General features: G+C 67.0%; 17 protein-coding genes and 1 rRNA gene. 13 read left to right on the top strand and 5 right to left on the bottom strand.

The features are described from left to right. Positions 1-258: ribosomal RNA gene (locus tag ACMUOY_RS04010) — 16S ribosomal RNA — on the bottom strand; the annotation flags it as partial. 580 nt (positions 259-838) lie between these two features. Between ACMUOY_RS04010 and ACMUOY_RS04005 the strand changes: the two genes are divergently transcribed. Then, positions 839-2770, top strand: coding sequence for an ATP-binding cassette domain-containing protein (locus ACMUOY_RS04005; protein WP_413891335.1), 1932 nt, complete (start codon positions 839-841; stop codon positions 2768-2770). Positions 2771-2778: 8 nt separating this feature from the next. On the opposite strand, the gene ACMUOY_RS04000 is transcribed toward ACMUOY_RS04005, so the two are convergent. Next, the gene (locus ACMUOY_RS04000; protein WP_413891333.1) at positions 2779-4227 is read right to left on the bottom strand and encodes a PLP-dependent aminotransferase family protein; all 1449 of its coding nucleotides are present in this window, start codon (positions 4225-4227) and stop codon (positions 2779-2781) included. A gap of 124 nt (positions 4228-4351) precedes the next feature. On the opposite strand from ACMUOY_RS04000, the gene ACMUOY_RS03995 reads away from it, so the two are divergent. The 12 genes from ACMUOY_RS03995 to ACMUOY_RS03940 all read left to right on the top strand — a co-directional run bounded on the left by ACMUOY_RS03995 (position 4352) and on the right by ACMUOY_RS03940 (position 16230). Further along, positions 4352-4957: a LysE family translocator gene (locus tag ACMUOY_RS03995; protein ID WP_413891331.1), complete on the top strand. Its 606-nt coding sequence runs from the start codon at positions 4352-4354 to the stop codon at positions 4955-4957. After that, positions 4954-5916, top strand: coding sequence for a DMT family transporter (locus ACMUOY_RS03990; RefSeq protein ID WP_413891329.1), 963 nt, complete (start codon positions 4954-4956; stop codon positions 5914-5916). The genes ACMUOY_RS03995 and ACMUOY_RS03990 overlap by 4 nt, the downstream gene beginning before the upstream one ends. Further along, positions 5913-7103 carry a PLP-dependent aminotransferase family protein gene (locus ACMUOY_RS03985; RefSeq protein ID WP_413891327.1) on the top strand — a complete coding sequence of 397 codons (1191 nt, stop codon included), beginning with the start codon at positions 5913-5915 and terminating at the stop codon, positions 7101-7103. Before ACMUOY_RS03990 ends, ACMUOY_RS03985 begins: the two co-directional genes overlap by 4 nt. 17 nt (positions 7104-7120) lie before the next feature. Next, positions 7121-7741: a glutathione S-transferase family protein gene (locus ACMUOY_RS03980; protein ID WP_413891325.1), complete on the top strand. Its 621-nt coding sequence runs from the start codon at positions 7121-7123 to the stop codon at positions 7739-7741. A 23-nt stretch (positions 7742-7764) separates the two neighbouring features. After that, positions 7765-8721 carry a PhzF family phenazine biosynthesis protein gene (locus ACMUOY_RS03975; RefSeq protein WP_413891323.1) on the top strand — a complete coding sequence of 319 codons (957 nt, stop codon included), beginning with the start codon at positions 7765-7767 and terminating at the stop codon, positions 8719-8721. After that, complete coding sequence (locus ACMUOY_RS03970; RefSeq protein ID WP_413891321.1) at positions 8718-9431, top strand: VOC family protein; 714 nt, start codon at positions 8718-8720, stop codon at positions 9429-9431. Before ACMUOY_RS03975 ends, ACMUOY_RS03970 begins: the two co-directional genes overlap by 4 nt. After that, the gene (locus ACMUOY_RS03965; protein ID WP_413891319.1) at positions 9428-10387 is read left to right on the top strand and encodes a threonine dehydratase; all 960 of its coding nucleotides are present in this window, start codon (positions 9428-9430) and stop codon (positions 10385-10387) included. The genes ACMUOY_RS03970 and ACMUOY_RS03965 overlap by 4 nt, the downstream gene beginning before the upstream one ends. Before the next feature lie 132 nt (positions 10388-10519). After that, entirely contained in the window at positions 10520-11188 is a 669-nt protein-coding gene (locus tag ACMUOY_RS03960; RefSeq protein WP_413891317.1) for a histidine phosphatase family protein, read from the top strand. Between the two features lie 48 nt (positions 11189-11236). Beyond that, entirely contained in the window at positions 11237-12907 is a 1671-nt protein-coding gene (locus ACMUOY_RS03955) for a sigma-54 interaction domain-containing protein (RefSeq protein ID WP_413891343.1), read from the top strand. Positions 12908-13145: 238 nt separating this feature from the next. Then, positions 13146-13709: an OsmC family protein gene (locus tag ACMUOY_RS03950; protein ID WP_413891315.1), complete on the top strand. Its 564-nt coding sequence runs from the start codon at positions 13146-13148 to the stop codon at positions 13707-13709. Positions 13710-13747: 38 nt separating this feature from the next. Then, on the top strand, positions 13748-14893 hold the full coding sequence (locus tag ACMUOY_RS03945) for an acyl-CoA dehydrogenase family protein (protein ID WP_413891313.1): 1146 nt from the start codon (positions 13748-13750) through the stop codon (positions 14891-14893). After that, positions 14890-16230 carry an FAD-dependent oxidoreductase gene (locus ACMUOY_RS03940; RefSeq protein WP_413891311.1) on the top strand — a complete coding sequence of 447 codons (1341 nt, stop codon included), beginning with the start codon at positions 14890-14892 and terminating at the stop codon, positions 16228-16230. Before ACMUOY_RS03945 ends, ACMUOY_RS03940 begins: the two co-directional genes overlap by 4 nt. 175 nt (positions 16231-16405) lie before the next feature. Here ACMUOY_RS03940 and cynS read toward each other — a convergent pair whose 3' ends face one another. From cynS to ntrB, 3 genes are all read right to left on the bottom strand, one after another. Beyond that, positions 16406-16849, bottom strand: coding sequence for a cyanase (gene cynS / locus ACMUOY_RS03935; RefSeq protein ID WP_413891309.1), 444 nt, complete (start codon positions 16847-16849; stop codon positions 16406-16408). A 53-nt stretch (positions 16850-16902) separates the two neighbouring features. Next, positions 16903-17697, bottom strand: coding sequence for an ABC transporter ATP-binding protein (locus ACMUOY_RS03930; protein WP_413891307.1), 795 nt, complete (start codon positions 17695-17697; stop codon positions 16903-16905). A gap of 118 nt (positions 17698-17815) precedes the next feature. Continuing rightward, complete coding sequence (gene ntrB, locus ACMUOY_RS03925) at positions 17816-18688, bottom strand: ABC transporter permease (protein WP_413891305.1); 873 nt, start codon at positions 18686-18688, stop codon at positions 17816-17818.

Genomic DNA, 18688 nt, shown 5'->3' with positions numbered 1-18688 from the left:
TCGTCCTCTCAGACCAGCTACAGATCGTTGGCTTGGTGAGCCTTTACCCCACCAACTACCTAATCTGACATCGGCCGCTCCATTCGCGCGAGGTCTTGCGATCCCCCGCTTTCATCCGTAGATCGTATGCGGTATTAGCGTAGCTTTCGCTACGTTATCCCCCACGACTGGGCACGTTCCGATATATTACTCACCCGTTCGCCACTCGCCACCAGGATTGCTCCCGTGCTGCCGTTCCAGGATCAAACTCTATAGTTCGATCTTGAATTTTTCGCTCTTTCGAGCAACTCATAAATTGGAATCGACGTGATTTTCTTTGACGAACATCACATCTTTTTTACTTCATGAGCGTTTGTAGGTCAGTTAAGACCCAGTTCCGAAGAACTTGGCAATCGCCTTCAAACGCCCACACTTATCGGCTGTAAATTTTTAACGATCCCACCGCATCGCTTCGACTTGCCGTCTCCACTTTGCCTACCCAGCTACGATCAGCTGAGCCTTGGATTATGACATGTTTTTGAAAGACCTGTCAAATATTAGGGTTTTTACCGATAGTCTGCGCTATTGCTCAGAGCCATCAACCCTCGCCACTTCTAGCGCCTGCTGGGAAACAAGTTTTCATCAGCGAAGCCCTCCACTATAGCACGCTATTTCTGCCTTTTCTCCGGATGCGAAAAATCTTTTTGATCTTCGAATCCGGAGCACCGGCGATACCCTGCTACAGGGGGGCGAATTCTAGCACGAGACCGCCCGCATCAACAACTTTCGCCTCCTTTCGCCCCCATCCTGCGGCGCACGCGCGGGGGGCGATGGGCGCCGGCCGGATAATCCGCCGCACATGGCTCTGATCACACTCATTGACGCCCATCTGGCCTTTGGCCACGTGGCACTTCTCGACAAAACCGGCTTCTCCCTGGAGAGTGGCGAGCGCGTCGGCCTCATCGGACGCAACGGCGCGGGAAAGTCCTCGCTGCTCAAGATCCTGGGAGGCATGGAGAAACCGGACGACGGAATGGTCCAGTTCCAGCAGGGCGTGCGCCTGGCGTTTGTCGCCCAGGAACCGCTGCTGAACCCGGACGACACCGTGTTCACTTCGGTGAGCGCAGGCCTCAAGGGATTGATCCAGCTGATCGAACAATACACGCACAGTCAGGGCGACCTCGATGCCTTGCAGAGCGCGATTGAGGCGCAGGACGGCTGGAACTGGGAGCAGCGCGTCGAGGAGACCCTGCACCGCCTGCGTCTGGACAAGGACGCCTTCATCGGCGCACTGTCCGGTGGCACCAAGAAGCGGGTGGCACTCGCGCAGGCGCTGGTCACCCAACCCGACGTGCTACTACTGGACGAACCCACCAACCACCTGGACCTGGACTCGATCCAGTGGCTGGAGCAACTGCTGATCGACTTCAAGGGCAGCGTGGTGGCCATCACCCACGACCGCGCCTTCCTGGACCGCGTGGCCACGCGCATCGTCGAACTCGACCGGGGACAGCTGCGCTCCTACCCCGGCAATTTCAGTGCGTACCAACTCCTGAAAGAGGAACAGCTGGCGCAGGAAGCCGTCATTCAGGCCAAGGCCGACAAGCTGCTGGCGCAAGAAGAGATCTGGATCCGAAAAGGGGTCGAAGCCCGGCGCACCCGCGCGCAGGCACGCATCGTCAGGCTGGGTGAATTACGGGCTAAACGCCAGGCGCGCCGCGCTGCCGTGGGCAGCGTGGCCATGGACGTGAACAGCGGCGCGGCCAGTGGCAAGCTGGTGGCCGAGCTCACCCATGTGTCCAAGACCTTCGGCGAGCGCCGCATCGTGGACGACTTTTCAGCCACGATCCTGCGCGGCGACAAGATCGGCCTGCTGGGGCCCAATGGTGCCGGCAAGACCACCTTGCTCAAGCTGATCCTGGGTGAACTCAAGGCCGATCCGGCACCCGCCCATTCACCCAAGCCCGAGCCCGGCCACAGCCCTTGGGGCACCGTGCGCCAGGGGGCCAACATCTCCGTGGCCTATTTCGACCAGATGCGCAATGCGCTGGACCTCGATGCCACGCTGGAGGATTTCATCAGCCCCGGCAGCGAATGGATCGAGATCGGCGGCAAGCGCCAGCACGTCAAGAGCTACCTCGGTGATTTCCTCTTCTCGCCGGCGCGCGCGCATTCCCCGGTGCGCTCGCTGTCGGGCGGCGAACGCAACCGGCTCCTGCTGGCGCGCCTGTTCGCGCGCCCGGCCAATGTGCTGGTACTCGACGAGCCAACCAACGACCTCGACATCGACACGCTGGAATTGCTGGAAGACCTGCTGCAGAAATACGACGGCACGGTGTTCCTCGTCAGCCACGACCGAACCTTTCTCGACAACGTGGTGACCAGCACGATCGCTTTCGAGGGCGAAGGGCGTTGGCGCGAGTACGAATGCGGCGTGGAAGACTGGCTCGTCCAGTCGGCCCGCACCGCAGCCATCCAGAACGCTTCCAAATCAGGAGCAATCAAAGATTCGTCAACGCTGGGAACTGCCCCAAAAGACCCACAAACCGCTGTCAAGGCCACCCCGGCCCCCGTCAAGCTCAGCTACAAGGACCAACGCGAGCTCGACGCCCTGCCCGGCCGCATCGAGGCGCTGGAAAAAGAGCAGCAGGCGCTCCGCGACGAGCTGGCCGACGGCGCGATTTACAGCCGCGATGCGCAGCGCGCCACCGCGCTGCACGCCCGCGACGCGGCCATCGACGAAGAGCTGATGGCGGCGCTGGAGCGCTGGGAAGCCCTGTCCAGCCGCTGACAGCCGGCTCAGCGCGACATGGCCGCAATCTGCTTCGTCAGCACCGCCCAGAACGCCGCGTCCTGCGTGGTGGCGAAGTTGATGCGCATCAGCGTGGTGGGCGCGCGCGCGGCGTGAAACAGGGCGCCCGGCGCCAGCAGATAGCCTTCGTCCAGCATGCGCTGCGCCAGCTGGTCGGTGTCCACCCCCGTCTCGACCCAGCCAAACAGCCCGGCCGGCTCGGCCGCAAAGGTGCAACCCGCCTGCAGGGCCAGCTTGACGCTTCGGCTGCGCGCCGCATCGAGCCGGGTGCGGATGCGCTCGGCATGGCGGCGCAGCTGGCCCTGTTCGATGCAGTGCGCCAGCGCCTTCTCCAGCAGGCTGGGGGTGGTCAGCGTGGCCAGCAGCTTGGTGTCAAGCAGGCGCTCCACCAGGTCGGGCGGCGCGGCCAGAAAGCCGATGCGCCAGTTGGGCGCCAGGATCTTGGCGAAGCCACTCACGTAGATCGTGCGCTGCAGGCCGTCGAGCACACTCATGCGGGTGGCGTGCTCGGGCGCGATGTGGCTGTAGGTGTCATCCTCCACCACATGAAAGCCGAACTGCCCAGCCAGCTGCAGCACCCGGTGCGCACTGCCCGGCGTGAGGCTGTGGCCTGTGGGGTTGTGCAGCACGCTCACGCTGACGAACAGCTTGGGCGCATGGACCTCGCAGTAGCGTGCCATGACCTCGATGTCCGGCCCGGCCGGCCCACGCGGCACGGGCAGGATGCGCATGCCCAGCGCGTCGAGGCGCGCAAACTCCACGGCCCATCCGGGCTCCTCCACCATCACGCAGTCGCCCGCCTTCAGCAGCGTGCGGCTCACGATGTCCAGCGCGTGCGTGGCGCCGACGGTGGTGATGATCTGGCCGGGCGCTGCCGGCAGACCCAGCCCCATCAACCGCGCCGACAGCACGCGGCGCAGGTCGCTGTCGCCCAGCGGCTCGCCGTACTTGAGCGAACTCTCCTGCAGGGCCGCCGAACCGGTGACCTTGCGCACCGCCGCCGTCATGAAGTTCGTCGCCAGCCAGTCGGGCGGGAAGACGCCCATGCCCGGCTGGGGCTTGGAACCGGTCGGGTGAAACATGCCGCGGATCAGCGCCGTGGCCTTGATCGGCGCCGCCAGCCCCTCCAGCCCGGCCGGTCGCCTCGAAACTCCTGTATCAATAGCAGATAGAGACCCATCGGCGCTGGGAAGTGCCGATTTTGGGGTCCAATCCCGGACAAAGAAGCCCCGCTGCGGCCGCGCTTCGATCAGTCCCTGCGCCAGCAGCTGGTCATAGGCCGCCACCACCGTGGAGGGACTGAGCTGGTGCTGGGTGGCGCATTGGCGCACGCTGGGCAGGCGCGAGCCCGGGGCAAGCAGCCGGTCGCGGATGCGCGCGGCAAAGCGTTCGGCCAGCTGTTCGGTCAACGACTGCGCAGCACTTCGCATGAGCATGGAAATCCTCCGCTGTGTGGATCAAAATAACCATACAGATCAGAATCTGGATGGTCAAACTGTATTGGCATTGTATGGTCTTTGACCGCTACAGTGCCACCATGACCCGCCCGGACACCGCCCCATGACCGCCGCCGAATTCAGCGCCCTGATGCTGCTGTCCGCTGCGACCAGCTTCACGCCGGGGCCCAACACCACCCTGTCCACGGCGCTGGCGGCCAACTTCGGGCTGCGCCGGGCGATGCGCTTCGTCTGCGCGGTGCCGGTGGGTTGGGGCCTGCTGTTCACGCTGTGCGCCGTCGGTCTGGGGTCGCTGGTGGTGGCGCAGCCCGCCCTGCGTTGGGGCATCCTGGGCGGCGGCGTCGGCTACCTGCTGTGGCTGGCCTGGCGGCTGGCCGGCAGCAGCGCCCTGGCGCAGGTGGACGCGTCGCGGCTGAACGTCACTTTTTTCCAGGGCGTGCTGCTGCAATTCCTCAACATCAAGGCCTGGATGCTGGCCCTGTCCGTCGTGGCCGGCTGGATTGCCGGGCGCCCCGACGCCACCGAGCGCACGCTGCTGGTGTTGCCGCTGATGCTGGCTTTTGGCTTCTTCAGCAACCTGACCTACGCCACCACCGGCTCGCTGCTGCGCGGCTGGCTGGCGCACGGCCAACGTCTGCTGGTGTTCAACCGCTGCATGGCCACGGCCCTGGTGCTGACGGCCGTGTGGATGCTCTGGAGCGTGCGATGAGCACGGATCGCCCGCACCCGCCACTCAGCGCCGACGAAGTGCGCGGCCTGTGGCTGGGCCTGATCGGCGTGCTGATCTTTTCACTGACGCTGCCCATGACCCGGCTGGCGGTGGGTTCGCCGGACGCGCCGCAGCTGTCGGGCTGGTTCGTGGCCTTCGGGCGCGCCGCGGTGGCCGGCATCCTGAGCCTGTTCTTTCTGGCCTTCACCCGCGCGCCGCGACCGGCACCGGGCGACTGGCCGCTGGTCCTGGCCATCGCCGCCGGAGCGGTGTTCGGCTTTCCGCTGTTCACCTCGGTGGCGATGCGCCATGTGGAAGCGGTGCATGCCAGCGTGATGCTCGGCGTGCTGCCGCTGGCCACCGCCCTGGTGGGCGCCTGGGCGAACCGGCAACGCCCCTCGGCCGGCTTCTGGGCCTGCGCGGCGCTGGGCAGTGCGCTGGTGATGGCCTTTGCCGTGCTGAAATCAGGCGCGGCCGCCGGCAGCCTGTCCATCCATTGGGCCGACGGCCTGCTGTTGGCCGCCATGGCCTGGGGCGCACTGGCCTACGTGGCCGGCGGCAAGCTCGCCGGGCGGCTGCGGGCCGACCACGTGATCTGCTGGGCCTTGGTGGTGTCGCTGCCCGTCACGGTGCCGGCCACGCTGTTCACCTGGCCGGCGCAGCCAGTGGCAACGCCCTCGTGGTGGGCCTTCGCTTACGTGGCGGTGTTTTCGATGTGGATCGGATTCTTCGCCTGGTACCGGGGCCTGGCGCTGGGCGGCACGGTGCGTGTCAGCCAGGTGCAGCTGGTGCAGCCCTTCTTCTCGATGCTCATGGCGGTGCCGCTGCTCGGGGAACGGCTGGACGCCCTCACGCTGGGCTTTGGCGTGGCGGTGATCGCCACCGTGTTCCTGGGCCGCCGGATGCCCGTCCAGAGCCGCACGACAATCACGACACTGACAAGCAGAGGAACCCCATGACGAACTGGACCCTGGCCGCGCGCGCCCACAAGATGAACCCTTCGGTGATCCGCGAGATCCTCAAGGTGACCGAGAAGCCCGGCATCATCAGCTTTGCCGGCGGCCTGCCTTCGCCCAAGACCTTTCCGGTCGACGCCATGCTGGAAGCCACGCAACGGGTGCTCACGCAGGACGGCCGCTCCGCCCTGCAGTACGCGGCCAGCGAAGGCTACGGCCCCCTGCGCGACTGGGTGGCGCATGACCTGAAGAAGCAGGGCATGGACGTGCACGCCGACCAGGTGCTGATCACCACCGGCTCCCAGCAAGGCCTGGATCTGGTGGCCAAGATCCTGATCGACGCCGGCAGCCGCATCCTGGTCGAAACGCCGACCTACCTCGGCGCGCTGCAGGCCTTCACGCCGATGGAGCCCGACGTGGTCAGCGTGGACAGCGACGACAGCGGCGTGCTCGCCGACGACCTGCGCGCCAAAGCCGGCCAGGGTTCGACACGCGCGCGCTTCATCTACCTGCTGCCGAACTTCCAGAACCCCACCGGCCGCACCATGACCGAGGCGCGCCGCGCCGCCGTGGCTGCAGCCGCGCTTAAGACCGGTGTGCCGGTGATCGAGGACAACCCCTACGGCGACCTGTGGTTCGACACCGCGCCGCCGCCGTCGCTGAGCTCGCGCAACCCGGAGGGCAGCGTGTACCTGGGCTCGTTCTCGAAAATCCTCGCGCCGGGGCTGCGCCTGGGCTACCTGGTCGCGCCGCACGCGCTGTATCCCAAGCTGCTGCAGGCCAAGCAGGCGGCCGACCTGCACACGCCCAGCTTCAACCAGCGCCTGGTGGCCGAGGTGCTCAAGGAAGGCTTCATCGAGCGCCATGTGCCCACCATCCGCGCGCTGTACAAGCAGCAGTGCGAGGCCATGCTGGCCGCGCTGGACCGCGAGATGGCCGGTCTGGATTTCCAGTTCAACCGCCCGGCCGGCGGCATGTTCCTGTGGGCGCGCCTGCCCGAGGGCGTGGACGCGGTGGGCCTGCTGCCCCAGGCGGTGGACCGGGGCGTGGCCTTCGTGCCCGGGGCCGCGTTCTACGCCGACCACGGCGATCCGCGCACGCTGCGGCTGTCCTTCGTGACGGCCAGCGTCGACCAGATCAACCATGGCATTGCCGCGCTGGCGCAGGCGATCCGCGACTACCGCACCTGAACGCACGAAAGCCCGCCATGCTGCGCCTGTGGGGCCGGACCAGTTCCATCAACGTCCGCAAGGTGCTGTGGACCTTGCAGGAACTCGGCCTGCCGTTCGAACGCATCGACGCCGGACTGGCCTACGGCCACAACCACACGCCGGCTTACCTGGCGAAGAACCCGAACGCGCTGGTGCCGCTGCTGGAAGAAGGTGACTTCACGCTGTGGGAGTCGAATGCCATCGTGCGTTACCTCGCCGCAAGCCATGCGATGGGCACGCTCTACCCCGAAGACCTCCGCCAGCGCTTCGACGCCGAGCGCTGGATGGACTGGCAGCAGACCACGCTGAACCGCGCCGGCGGGCCGGCCTTCATCCAGTGGATCCGAACCCCAGCCGAGCAGCGCCAGCCGGCGGTCATTGCACAGTCGGTCGCGGCCACCGAGCCCTTGCTGCAGATGCTCGATGCCCACCTGGCGAAGCGGCCCTGGATGGCGGGCGAGCACTTCACCATGGCCGACATCCCGATCGGCTGTGAAGTCCACCGCTGGTGGGGCCTGCCGCAGCCGCGCCCGGCGCTGCCGAACCTGGCGAGCTGGTACACCGCCGTGCAGGCGCGCCCCGCCACCCGTGGCGTGCTGGACCTGCCCCTGAGCTGAACCCAACGACCCGAGGAAGCCCCATGCCCATCCGCCCGTTCAAGCAGATCGACGTCTTCACGGCCACCCCGTACTTCGGCAACCCGCTGGCCGTGGTGCTGGACGGCGCGGGCCTGGACGACGAGGCCCTGCAGCGCTTCGCGCACTGGACCAACCTGTCGGAAACCACCTTCGTGCTGCCGCCCACCGAGGCCGGCCGCGCGGGCGGCGCGGACTACCGCGTGCGCATCTTCACGCCCGGCGGCGAGCTGCCGTTTGCGGGCCACCCGACGCTGGGCACCTGCCACGCGTGGCTCGAAGCGGGTGGCACCCCGCGAGCGTCAGGTGCTGCGGGGGGCACCCCGCGCCACGAGGAGGTCATCGTGCAGGAATGCGGCGTCGGCCTGGTGCGCATCCGCCGCAGGGGCCATCGGCTGGCCTTCGCCGCACCCCCCGTGCAGCGCAGCACCCCCGGCCCGGCCCTGCTGGCCAGGGTGGCCGGTGCGTTGGGGCTGAAGGCGCCGCAGATCCTGGCCGCCCAGGTGCTGGACAACGGCCCGGTCTGGCTCGGCCTGCTGCTCGACAGCCCCGACACCGTGCTCGCGCTGGACCCAGACCATGCCCGGCTCAAGGAATTGGGCCAAAAAGTGGGCGTTGCCAGCGTCAATCGGTCACAAGACGCTATTCAACTGATAGCACGTTCCAGCCGGGAGGCCCGGTCTTTTGCCGGCCACGACGCGCCGGCAAGCCCCGAACCGGACCTGGTGGTCCGCGCGTTCGCCGCGCCGATCGGCGTGAACGAGGACCCGGTCACCGGCAGCCTGAACGCCAGCCTGGCGCAATGGCTGATCGCCGACGGCCACCTGCCAGCGGCGTACCTGGCCGGCCAGGGCGAGTGCCTGGGGCGCGCCGGACGGGTGCACATCGAGCGCGATGCCGACGGCCAGGTCTGGGTCGGCGGGGAGTCGGTCACCTGCATCACGGGCACGGTGACGCTGTGAACGCGCCGTCGCCTGCCGCAGGGCCCGCGCTCGATCACCTGGTGGTGATGGCCGCCAGCCTGCCCGAGGGCGTGGCCTGGTGCGAGGCCACGCTGGGGGTGACACCCGGCCCCGGCGGCGAACACCCGCTGATGGGCACGCACAACCGGCTGCTGCGCATTGCCACGCCGGATTTCCCCAACGCCTACTTCGAGATCATTGCTATCAACCCAGTAGCAAAAAAAGACCAAAGGACGATGGGAAAGCGCTGGTTTGACATGGAAAACCCGGGTTTGAGCGCCCAAGTGGCGCGCGAAGGCCCGCAACTCATCCACTGGGTCGCCCGCGTGCCTGACGTGCAGGCCGCCGTGGCCGATCTGGCGGCGCTGGGCATCGACCGCGGCGATGTGCTCCAGGCCAGCCGCGCTACGCCGGGTGGCCAGCTGCAGTGGCAGATCACCGTGCGCCCCGATGGCCAGCGCCTGTTCGACGGCTGCCTGCCCACGCTGATCCAGTGGGGCGATGTCCACCCAGCCGCGTCCATGCCCGACAGCGGCGTGACGCTGCGGTCGCTTGATCTTCGGCACCCCGACGCCACCGCCCTGCGCGGCGCCTGCGACCGCCTGGGTCTGGTGCAAGCCACCGTCAAGCCGGGCCCGGCGCGCCTGAGCGCCCGCCTGCAGACGCCCAAGGGCCTGATCGAGCTTCACTCAGGGAATCCGCTTTCATGATGCACCTGCCCGACCTTCCCGAAATCGAGGCTGCCGCCCAGGTGGTGTACCGCCAGTTCCAGGCCACGCCGCAGTACCGCTGGGCGCGCTTAAGCGATCGCCTGGGCACCGACTGCTGGGTCAAGCACGAAAACCACACGCCGGTCGGCGCCTTCAAGATCCGCGGCGGCCTGACCTATTTCGACCAGCTGGCGCAAACCGGTGCCCTGCCGCGTGAAGTCATCAGCGCCACGCGCGGCAACCACGGCCAGAGCATCGGCTGGGCCGCGCGCGCCCACGGCGCGGCCTGCACCATCGTCGTTCCGCACGGCAACTCCGTGGAAAAGAACGCCGCAATGCGTGCCCTTGGGGTGACGCTGATCGAGCATGGCGACGACTTCCAGGCCGCCCGCGAGCACGCGCAGCAGCTGGCCGCAGAGCGCGGCGCCCACATGGTGCCCAGCTTTCACCCCGCGCTGATCAGCGGCGTCAGCACCTACTGGTGGGAATTCTTCAAGGCCGTGCCGCAGCTCGACGTGGTCTACGTGCCGATCGGCCTGGGCTCGGGCGTGTGCGCGGCGATTGCCGCCAAGCTGGGGCTGGGTCACCGCGCGCGCATCGTCGGCGTGGTCAGCACCGGCGCCACCACCTATGCCGATTCGCTGGCCGCAGGCCACGTGGTCGAGGCCCAGGTCACCACCCGGCTGGCCGACGGCATGGCCGTGCGCGTGGCCGATGCCGATGCGCTGGCCGTGCTGCAGCAGCACCTGGACCACCTCGTGCAGGTGAGCGATGGCGATGTGGCCCAGGCCATGCGCGACCTGTTCACCGACACCCACAACGTCGCCGAAGGCGCAGGCGCGGCCAGCTTCGCCGCGGCCATGCAGGAGCGCGCCCACCTGAAAGGGCAGGTGGTGGGCACGACGCTGTGCGGCGGCAACGTCGATGCGAGCGTGTTCGCACAGGTCATTTCCTGATCAAAACAAGCACTTCCCAGCGTCGACCGGTCATCGCCTGCTCTGTTTATTGAAGCATCCGGTGATCGACCCGGCAGCTCCCGTCGCGCCGGAGACAAAACCGCCGGCGGGCTTCGTTCACCATCGCGCCCCATGGGAACCCTCTACCTTGTGCGCCATGGCCAGGCTTCGTTTGGCGCGGATGACTACGACCAGCTGAGCGCGCTCGGACGGCGCCAGAGCGTGCGGCTCGGCGAATACCTGCGCGGCAAAGGGCTGACCTTTGACGCCGTGCTGACCGGCACGCTGCGGCGCCATGCCCAGACCTGGGACGGCATCGCCGAAGGCGCCGCCCTCGACCTGAAGCCCGTGCTCTGGCCCGGCCTCAACGAGTACGACAGCCATGCCGTGATCGCGGCGGTGCACCCGCTGCCGCTGGAAAAGCCCGACTCGCCCGAGCTATACCGGCACCACTTCCGCTTGCTGCGCGACGGCCTGGCGCAGTGGATGGCCGGCGTGGTCAGCCCCAGGGGCATGCCCGACTATGTCGATTTCGTGCGCGGCGTCACCAGCGCGCTCGACCACGTTCGTCAGACCTATATCGGCAACGTGCTGATGGTGTCCAGTGGCGGCCCGATCGCCACCGCGGTCGGCCACATCCTCGGCACCCCGGCGGAGACCACCATCGAGCTCAACATGCGCATCCGAAACAGTGCGCTGACCGAGTTCGCGTTCACACCTAAACGCCACATGCTGCTGACCTACAACACACTGCCGCACCTGGACCACGCCGACTACAAGGACTGGGTGAGCTACGCCTGAGGCAGTTTTCCCGGCCCGGAACTTGCTGACTCCTGGGCCATGTCGACGATGCCGCCCCGCCGCCCCCAGCCGGACCCCGGCCTGAGCCCGAGCGAATGGCACACCCAGGAGCTGCTGCTCATGCGCGAGGTCATGCGCGGCATCGGCCGCAGCCTGGCACCCGCGCTCGTCCTGCGCGAAATGCTGCACCTGATGAGCGAGCTGCTCGGCCTGAACCGAGGCCGCATTGTGCTGGCTGATCCGGCGCCGGGGCACAAGAGCCAGCCCCCCACCGCATGCATCCAGCATGCCTACGGCCTGACGCAGGCGGAAGTCGCGCGCGGGCGCTACGCCTGGGGCGAGGGCATCACGGGACGTGTGCTGGCCACCGGACAGCCGGCCATCGTGCAGGACATCGACGCCGAGCCTCTGTTCCTGTTCCGCGCCGTGGAGCGATCCCATCTGCCGCCCGTGACCGTGGCCTTCATCGCCCTGCCCATCGAAGTCAACAACGTGCCGATCGGGGTGCTGGCCTGCCACCGCATCCGCAGCCGCCAGCGCCACCTCAATGACGACCTGGCCGTGTTGCGTGCGATGGCCACACTGGCCGGTCAGTTGCTGCAGCTTGAAGAACTGGTCGCCGAGCAGACGCGCCGGCTCGAAGCCCGCAACGCGGTGCTGGCGCAGGCGCTGAACACCAACAGCGCGCGCTACGGGCTGATTGGCAATTCACCGCCGTTGCTGCAGGCGCTCAACGAGCTTGAGCAAGTGTCACAGACTGCCGCCACGGTGCTGTTGCTGGGCGAGTCGGGCACCGGAAAGGAGTTGTTTGCGCGCGCCGTGCACCTGGCCAGCCCGCGGCGCGACCAGCCCTTCATCAAGGTCAACTGCTCGGCCATTCCGGATGCCCTGTTCGAGTCCGAGCTGTTCGGCTACGAGCGCGGCGCCTTCACCGGGGCTGGCTCGGCCCGCGCTGGATGGTTCGAACAGGCGCATGGTGGCACGATCTTCCTGGACGAGATCGGCGAACTGCCACTCGCGATGCAATCCAAGCTGCTGCGGACCTTGCAGGAAGGTACGCTGGCGCGTCTCGGTGGCAAACAGGAAGTGCGCGTGAACGTGCGCGTGGTGGCCGCCACCAACCGCGATCTGGCGCGCGAAGTGGCCACAGGCCGCTTCCGCCAGGACCTTTTCTACCGGCTCAACGTGATTCCGATCCAGCTACCTTCCCTGCGCGAGCGGCGCGAGGACATCCGCGCGCTGGCGCTTCATTTCGTGAGCCGCGCCAACCAGGCGCACCAGCGCAACGTCAACCTGGCCAGCGACGCCCTGGCGCGCCTGGAAGACCATGCCTGGCCCGGCAACGTCCGCGAACTCGGCAACCTCATCGAGCGCCTCGTTCTGCTGGCCGACCGTCCGCTGCTCACGGCCGTCGACCTGGAGCGATTCCTGCCGCAATCGGATTCAGCACTGGACACAGGTCGGGCGGACTCGCCCTTGCCGGCGGTCGGTCCTGAAGCTGCGGCCGGGCCAGCGCTGGCCCCCCTAGAGCCGCGAAGCCCGCCGCCCACAATCGCCGCCCCGCTGGTGCGGGACTACGCTTGGGCTCACTCCCACAACGTGGACACGCTGCAGGCCGCGCTGGCGCTGGCCCAGGGCAACCAGTCGCGCGCGGCGCAGAGCCTGGGACTGACACTGCGGCAGTTTTCCTACCGGCTGCGCAAGGCCGGGCTGCGCTGATCCCAGCACCGGCCAATGTGTCGACATTGTGTCGACATATTGGCAACCCACCCTAACCCCAAACCAGTATCCCGTGGCTGCGCACGGTGATGAGTCCTGTATTGATAGCAAAGAGCGCCCCATAGACGATGGGCTTGCGCCTATTCGACTCAACACTGGATCCCGTTCGGGTCCTGGCACGCAGGTTGCAATGAAACGGGCAGGCCCCACCCCGTGTCCGTCAAACCAAGGAAACCCCATGTCCACCACCGCTGTCCTCGAGCCCGTCACCACGATCAAGACTTATCTGCGCCCCATCGACGGCACCGGCCTGGCCGCCTTCGCCGCCAAAGGCAAAGCCAACCCCGCCAGCCGCGGCACCAACAAGGTCCACACCGTGATGGAAGGCCAGTACCGCTCGCTGAGCACCGTCGGCAACCACGCCCCGGTGGTGGTCGACGAGCCGCTGCACCTGTTTGGCCAGGACACCGCGCCCGCGCCCGGCGAGATCGTGCTGTCAGGCCTGGGCGGCTGCATCGCCGTCGGCGTGACGGCCGTGGCCACCTGGAAGGGGGTGAAGCTCAGCCGGCTCGAAGTCTTCCTGGAGGGCGACATCGGCAACCCCGCCGCCTGGGGCGCCGGCGGCGCGCTCGAGAAAACACCGCCTGAGATGGGCTTCCAGGCCATCCGCGTGAAGGTGCTGGTCGAGGGCGACGCCCCGCGCGAAGTGCTCGACGAGATCGTGAAACACGCCAACTACTACTCGCCCGTGGCCAACAGCATGCGCAACCCGATCCCGTTCGAGATCAGCCTGGCCGACTGAGCCCCGCTCGCCTTCGCCATTACTCCGAGGATTCCGCCATGAACGCCGCCGACCTGCCCCCCGAACTCGCCCAGCCCGCCACCCCCGGCCTGATGGACGCGGTACGCAGCATCGCCCAAGGGTCGCTGGCCGGCCGGGCCTACGCGATCGATCGCGGCGCTTACCCGGTGGACCTGCTCAAGCAGCTGGCCGCCGCCGGCGCCATGAGTGCCCACCTGGAAAAAGCCGACGGCACCCCCGGCGACTACGGCCTGGCGATCCTGGCCATGGCCGAGGCCGCCAAGGTCTGCGGCGCCACCGGCTTCATGATGTGGTGCCAGTGCGTGGCCGGCCTGTACCTGCAGGCCTCGGGAAACCCCGGCCTCACCGGCGAGCGCCTCGCACGCCATGTGCGCGGCGAAACGCTCGGCGGCACGGGGCTGTCCAACCCCATGAAGAGCTTCGCGCAGATCGAAAGCCTGCTGCTCAAGGCCACGCCCGTGGACGGCGGCTATGTTGTCAACGGCGTGCTGCCCTGGGTCAGCAACCTGGCGCCCGACCATTACTTTGGCGCCATCGCCGCCGTGCAGACGGACGGCCCCGGCGCCAGCCGCGAGATGATGTTCATGCTGCGCTGCAACGCGCCCGGCGTCACACTCAAGACCTGCCCGGAGTTCTCCGGCATGGAGGGCACCGGCACTTTCAGCGTGCACTGCAAGGACCTGTTCGTCGGCGCGGACGACATCGTGGCCGACCCGGCCAAGCCCACCATTGCCCGCATCCGCGGCGGCTTCGTGCTGCTGCAGTGCGGCATCGCGGCCGGCATCATCCAGGGCGCCATCGACAGCATGTGGGCAGTGGAAGGCCAGCTCGGCCACGTCAACCAGTTCCTCGAAGACCGGCCGGCCGATCTGCAGGCCGAGTTCGACGCACTGGCCGGCCGCATCCTGAAGCTGGCCGAAACGCCGTTCGACACGTCCACCGACTACTTCATCGACGTGCTCGACGCCCGCGCCCACGGCGCCGAGCTGTGCCTGCGCGCCGCCAACTCGGCCTTGATGCACCAGGGCGCGCGCGGCTACCTGATGGGCTCCGAAGTGCAGCGCCGCGTTCGCGAAGCCCAGTTCGTCGCCATCGTCACGCCGGCCATCAAGCACCTGCGCAAGGAAATCGCGCGCCTGTCGGCCGAGGAGATGCCGGCATGACCCTGCAACCAACGCCCGTTTCCGCAGCCGTGCAAACCCTCGCGCCTTGGCAAAGTTACATCTGCCACGCCTGCGGCTACATCTACAACGAAGCCGAGGGCGACCCCGACAGCGGGCTGGCCGCCGGCACGCGCTTCTGTGACATCCCCGAGGACTGGGCCTGCCCGCTGTGCGGCGTGACCAAATCGGATTTCGCGCTGTATGAAGCGCCCAGCCTGGACGCGCTGCGAGCCCAGGCCAGCGACTGTGCCACGGCCGCCTGGACCAACACCTCGCGCAGCGCGCACGGGGTGGTCATCGTCGGTGCCGGCCGCGCCGGCTGGCAGCTGGCGGAGGCCGTGCGCGCGCGCGACAGTGCCATCCCGATCACGATCGTCACCGCCTGCGCGGGCGACGTGTACGACAAGCCCCTTCTCTCGGTCGCCCTGGCCCGCCGGATCGCCCCGGAAAAACTCATCAAGGAAACCGGGGTCGCCGCCGCCCGCCGGCTGAAGCTGCGCCTGCTGCCCCACACCCATGCCGTCCGCATCTGCAAGGAAACCCGCCAGCTGCGCACCACGCGCGGCACCCTGCGCTACGACCAGCTGGTGCTGGCCCATGGCGCAAAGGCCTTGTTGCCGCCGGCCCTGCCCGCTGCGCTGTGCTGGCGCATCAACCACCTGGGTGCCTACCTGAAACTGCGCGAAGCCTTGGGCGACGCGGCAACAACCGGCCCCAAAGACCTGCTGATCGTCGGCGCCGGCCTGATCGGCAGCGAACTCGCCAACGATCTGGCCCTGGGCGGGCACCGTGTCACCCTGCTCGACGTACAAGGCGAGCCGCTGGCACGCTGGCATGCCGCCCAGGCTGGCTCCCAGGTGCTGCAGGCCTGGAAAGACCTGCCGATCCGTTTCGTGGGCGGTGTGAAAGTGGCCAACGTCGAGCGGCTGGCGCTGAACGCCGAACGTCTCTGGCACCCTCAGCCCGCAGGCACGGCCTGCGCCGGGCAGACCACGCGGTTGCGGATTACCACCGAATGTGGCCAGCACTTCGCCGCCGACGAAGTGATCGTCGCCGCCGGCCTGCAGACCCCGAGCCGTCTGGCCCGAAGCGCCAATCTGGCCTGGGCCGACGGCATCGCAGTCGACCCCCACACCCTGCGGACCAGCGATGAACGCATCCATGCGATGGGCGACTGCGTCACGCTGGATGGACAAGCCAGCCGCTTCATCGAACCGATCTTCCGCCAGGCGACAACGATCGCGGCCACCATCACCGCTTGTGCGCCCGTTCCTTATGAGGTGAGGCCCACCATCGTGCGGGTCAAGACGACATCATTGCCTTTGACCCTGCATTGAACGTTGACCGCCGGGACCCGCGCCCAGGCCTTTGCGCCAGGCGCGGGTCACTGCGCACGACCGACTGAAGCCGGAAACCCCAAAGAAAAAGCCCCCGGCCCAGCGTCGGAAGGTCACCGTTCGCTATGAATTTGTGACCCTCCTGAGGTTGACACCGAGGCGAATATCCGGGGCCTCAATACTCCTTGTACGGCAAGAACTTGCCCGACAGCACCACATTCACGCGGTCGCCCTTGGGGTCGGGCTGGCGCACGATGTCCATGGAGAAATCGATGGCGCTCATGATGCCGTCGCCGAATTCCTCGTGGATCAGTTCCTTGATGGTGGTGCCGTAGACGTTGACGATCTCGTACCAGCGGTAGATCAGCGGGTCGGTCGGCACGGCGGTCGGTAGCGAACCCTTGTAGGGCACGACCTGCAGCCATTTCTGTTCCTCGGCATTGAGCCCGAAGATCTTGCCCAGGATCTTGGCCTGCTCCGGGCTGGCGGTCATCTGGCCCAGGCACAGCGCGGTGGTCCATTCCTTGGACTGCCCGACCTTCTTGGCGACGTCGGCCCACTGGATGCCCTTGGCAACTTTTGTGCTGATGATTTTTTCGGTGACTTCAAGGCGATTCATGGCTTGCTCCTGCATTCTTGGGGGAGGTTGATGGGAAAAGTGGTGAAGTGAACTCAATGCGCGGTCGCGCGGGTCACAAGGAAATCCACGATGTGGTTGCGAAAGTCGTAATAGCCGTCCAGATGGTGCAGGCTGGCGCGGGTGCGCTGGCGCGGCAGCGGGTTCGTCACCACCTCGGCAATGCCGCCAGGCACATAGCCGGCGCCGGTTTCACTGCCATTGCTCATCAGCAGGATGCGATCGGCCAGCAGGATGGCCTCGTCCACGTCGTGCGTGATCATGAAGACGGTCTGTTGCGTCTCGCGCACGATGGCCATGAGCTCGTCCTGGATGGTGCCGCGCGTCAGCGCGTCCAGCGCTCCGAAGGGCTCATCGAGCAGCAGCATCTTGGGCTGGATCGCAAACGCCCGCGCGATGCCCACGCGCTGCTTCATGCCGCCCGAGAGCTGGGAGGGCTTCTTGTCGATGGCCGCACTCAGGCCCACCATCGCGACGAACTTCTCCACATGCCTGTTGATCTCGGCCACTGACCACTGCGGCCAGCGCGACTTGACGGCGAAGGCGATGTTCCTGCGCACCGTCAGCCATGGCATCAGCGCATGGCTCTGGAACACCACGCCACGCTCCAGGCTGGGGCCGGAGACTTCGCGGCCGTCCATGAACACATTGCCGGACGTGGCCGTGTCCAGCCCGGCGAGCACATTGAGGATGGTGGTCTTGCCGCAACCCGAGTGGCCGATGATGCACACGAACCCGCCGCGGTCCAGCGTGAACGACACGTCGGCGAACACCGGCTTGGCGGCGACATACGCCTTGCTGAGTGCTTCGATCTTGAGAAAGTCCTGCATGGCCCTGTCCTTTGGATGATGCTGGCCGATGTGGGGAGCGGCGTCCCGGATCAGGTCTGGGGCAGGCTCGCCCAAGGCCGCCAAAACAGCCTGCGGCGAGGAGACCGCAACGCCGGTTTCACTCCACATAGGTCACCGCCTTCTGCAACTGGCCGAAGGCCAGGTCCAGCAACATGCCGACCACGCCGATCACCAGGATCGCAAAGATCACATTGGTCAGCGAGAGGTTGTTCCACTCGTTCCAGACGAAGTAGCCGATGCCCGTGCCGCCCACCAGCATCTCGGCAGCCACGATCACCAGCCAGGCGATGCCCATGCTGATGCGCATGCCGGTCAGGATCGTGGGCGCTGCCGCAGGAAGGATGACCTGGAAGGCCTTGCGCAACGGCGTCACCTCCAGCGTACTGGCCACGTTGAGCCATTCGCGCTTGACCGAGGCCACGCCAAACGCCGTGTTCACCAGCATCGGCCAGACCGAGCAGATGAAGATCACGAAGATGCCGCTGATCGACGAGTCCTTGATGGTGTAGAGCGCCAAGGGCATCCAGGCCAGTGGGCTGATCGGTTTCAGCACCTGTATGAAGGGGTCGAACGCCCGGCGCAGCAGGGGCGACATCCCGATCACGAAGCCCAGCGGAATCGCCACCAGGCAGGCCAGACCGAAGCCCAACCCCACGCGCAGCAGCGAATGGGCGAGCTGGATGGCGATGCCCTTGTCGTTGGGGCCGTTGTCATAGAAGGGGTTGGCCAGGTGGCCCCAGACCGTACTGCCCATCTGGGTCAGCGTGGGAAAGCCGCCACTCTTGCCAGTGCCCACCTCCTTGCCCATCATCTTGGCGTATTCGATCTGTTCTGGCGTCAGGCCTGAGGCCCCGCCACCGGCAGCAACCGTGGGGGCCGTGGCGGCGTACCAGATGGCCAGAACCAGCAGCAGGATCAGCGCGGACACCACGCCGGCCCGAAAGCCCAACGACCTGAAAAGGGTAGCCAT

Source organism: Candidatus Skiveiella danica, from assembly GCF_022705245.1.
GTDB lineage: Bacteria > Pseudomonadota > Gammaproteobacteria > Burkholderiales > Burkholderiaceae_C > Skiveiella > Skiveiella danica.
Note: the sequence above shows the minus strand (reverse complement) of the source record. Positions and strands in the feature narration are given on the sequence as shown.

What these genes read in the sequence shown, in the direction of transcription:
- ACMUOY_RS04005 (WP_413891335.1), top strand. Translation starts at nt 839, where the DNA reads ATGGCTCTGATCACACTCATTGACGCCCATCTGGCCTTTGGCCACGTG.
- ACMUOY_RS04000 (WP_413891333.1), bottom strand. Translation starts at nt 4,227, where the DNA reads ATGCTCATGCGAAGTGCTGCGCAGTCGTTGACCGAACAGCTGGCCGAA.
- ACMUOY_RS03995 (WP_413891331.1), top strand. Translation starts at nt 4,352, where the DNA reads ATGACCGCCGCCGAATTCAGCGCCCTGATGCTGCTGTCCGCTGCGACC.
- ACMUOY_RS03990 (WP_413891329.1), top strand. Translation starts at nt 4,954, where the DNA reads ATGAGCACGGATCGCCCGCACCCGCCACTCAGCGCCGACGAAGTGCGC.
- ACMUOY_RS03985 (WP_413891327.1), top strand. Translation starts at nt 5,913, where the DNA reads ATGACGAACTGGACCCTGGCCGCGCGCGCCCACAAGATGAACCCTTCG.
- ACMUOY_RS03980 (WP_413891325.1), top strand. Translation starts at nt 7,121, where the DNA reads ATGCTGCGCCTGTGGGGCCGGACCAGTTCCATCAACGTCCGCAAGGTG.
- ACMUOY_RS03975 (WP_413891323.1), top strand. Translation starts at nt 7,765, where the DNA reads ATGCCCATCCGCCCGTTCAAGCAGATCGACGTCTTCACGGCCACCCCG.
- ACMUOY_RS03965 (WP_413891319.1), top strand. Translation starts at nt 9,428, where the DNA reads ATGATGCACCTGCCCGACCTTCCCGAAATCGAGGCTGCCGCCCAGGTG.
- ACMUOY_RS03960 (WP_413891317.1), top strand. Translation starts at nt 10,520, where the DNA reads ATGGGAACCCTCTACCTTGTGCGCCATGGCCAGGCTTCGTTTGGCGCG.
- ACMUOY_RS03955 (WP_413891343.1), top strand. Translation starts at nt 11,237, where the DNA reads ATGCCGCCCCGCCGCCCCCAGCCGGACCCCGGCCTGAGCCCGAGCGAA.
- ACMUOY_RS03950 (WP_413891315.1), top strand. Translation starts at nt 13,146, where the DNA reads ATGTCCACCACCGCTGTCCTCGAGCCCGTCACCACGATCAAGACTTAT.
- ACMUOY_RS03945 (WP_413891313.1), top strand. Translation starts at nt 13,748, where the DNA reads ATGAACGCCGCCGACCTGCCCCCCGAACTCGCCCAGCCCGCCACCCCC.
- ACMUOY_RS03940 (WP_413891311.1), top strand. Translation starts at nt 14,890, where the DNA reads ATGACCCTGCAACCAACGCCCGTTTCCGCAGCCGTGCAAACCCTCGCG.
- cynS (WP_413891309.1), bottom strand. Translation starts at nt 16,849, where the DNA reads ATGAATCGCCTTGAAGTCACCGAAAAAATCATCAGCACAAAAGTTGCC.
- ACMUOY_RS03930 (WP_413891307.1), bottom strand. Translation starts at nt 17,697, where the DNA reads ATGCAGGACTTTCTCAAGATCGAAGCACTCAGCAAGGCGTATGTCGCC.
- ntrB (WP_413891305.1), bottom strand. Translation starts at nt 18,688, where the DNA reads ATGGCTACCCTTTTCAGGTCGTTGGGCTTTCGGGCCGGCGTGGTGTCC.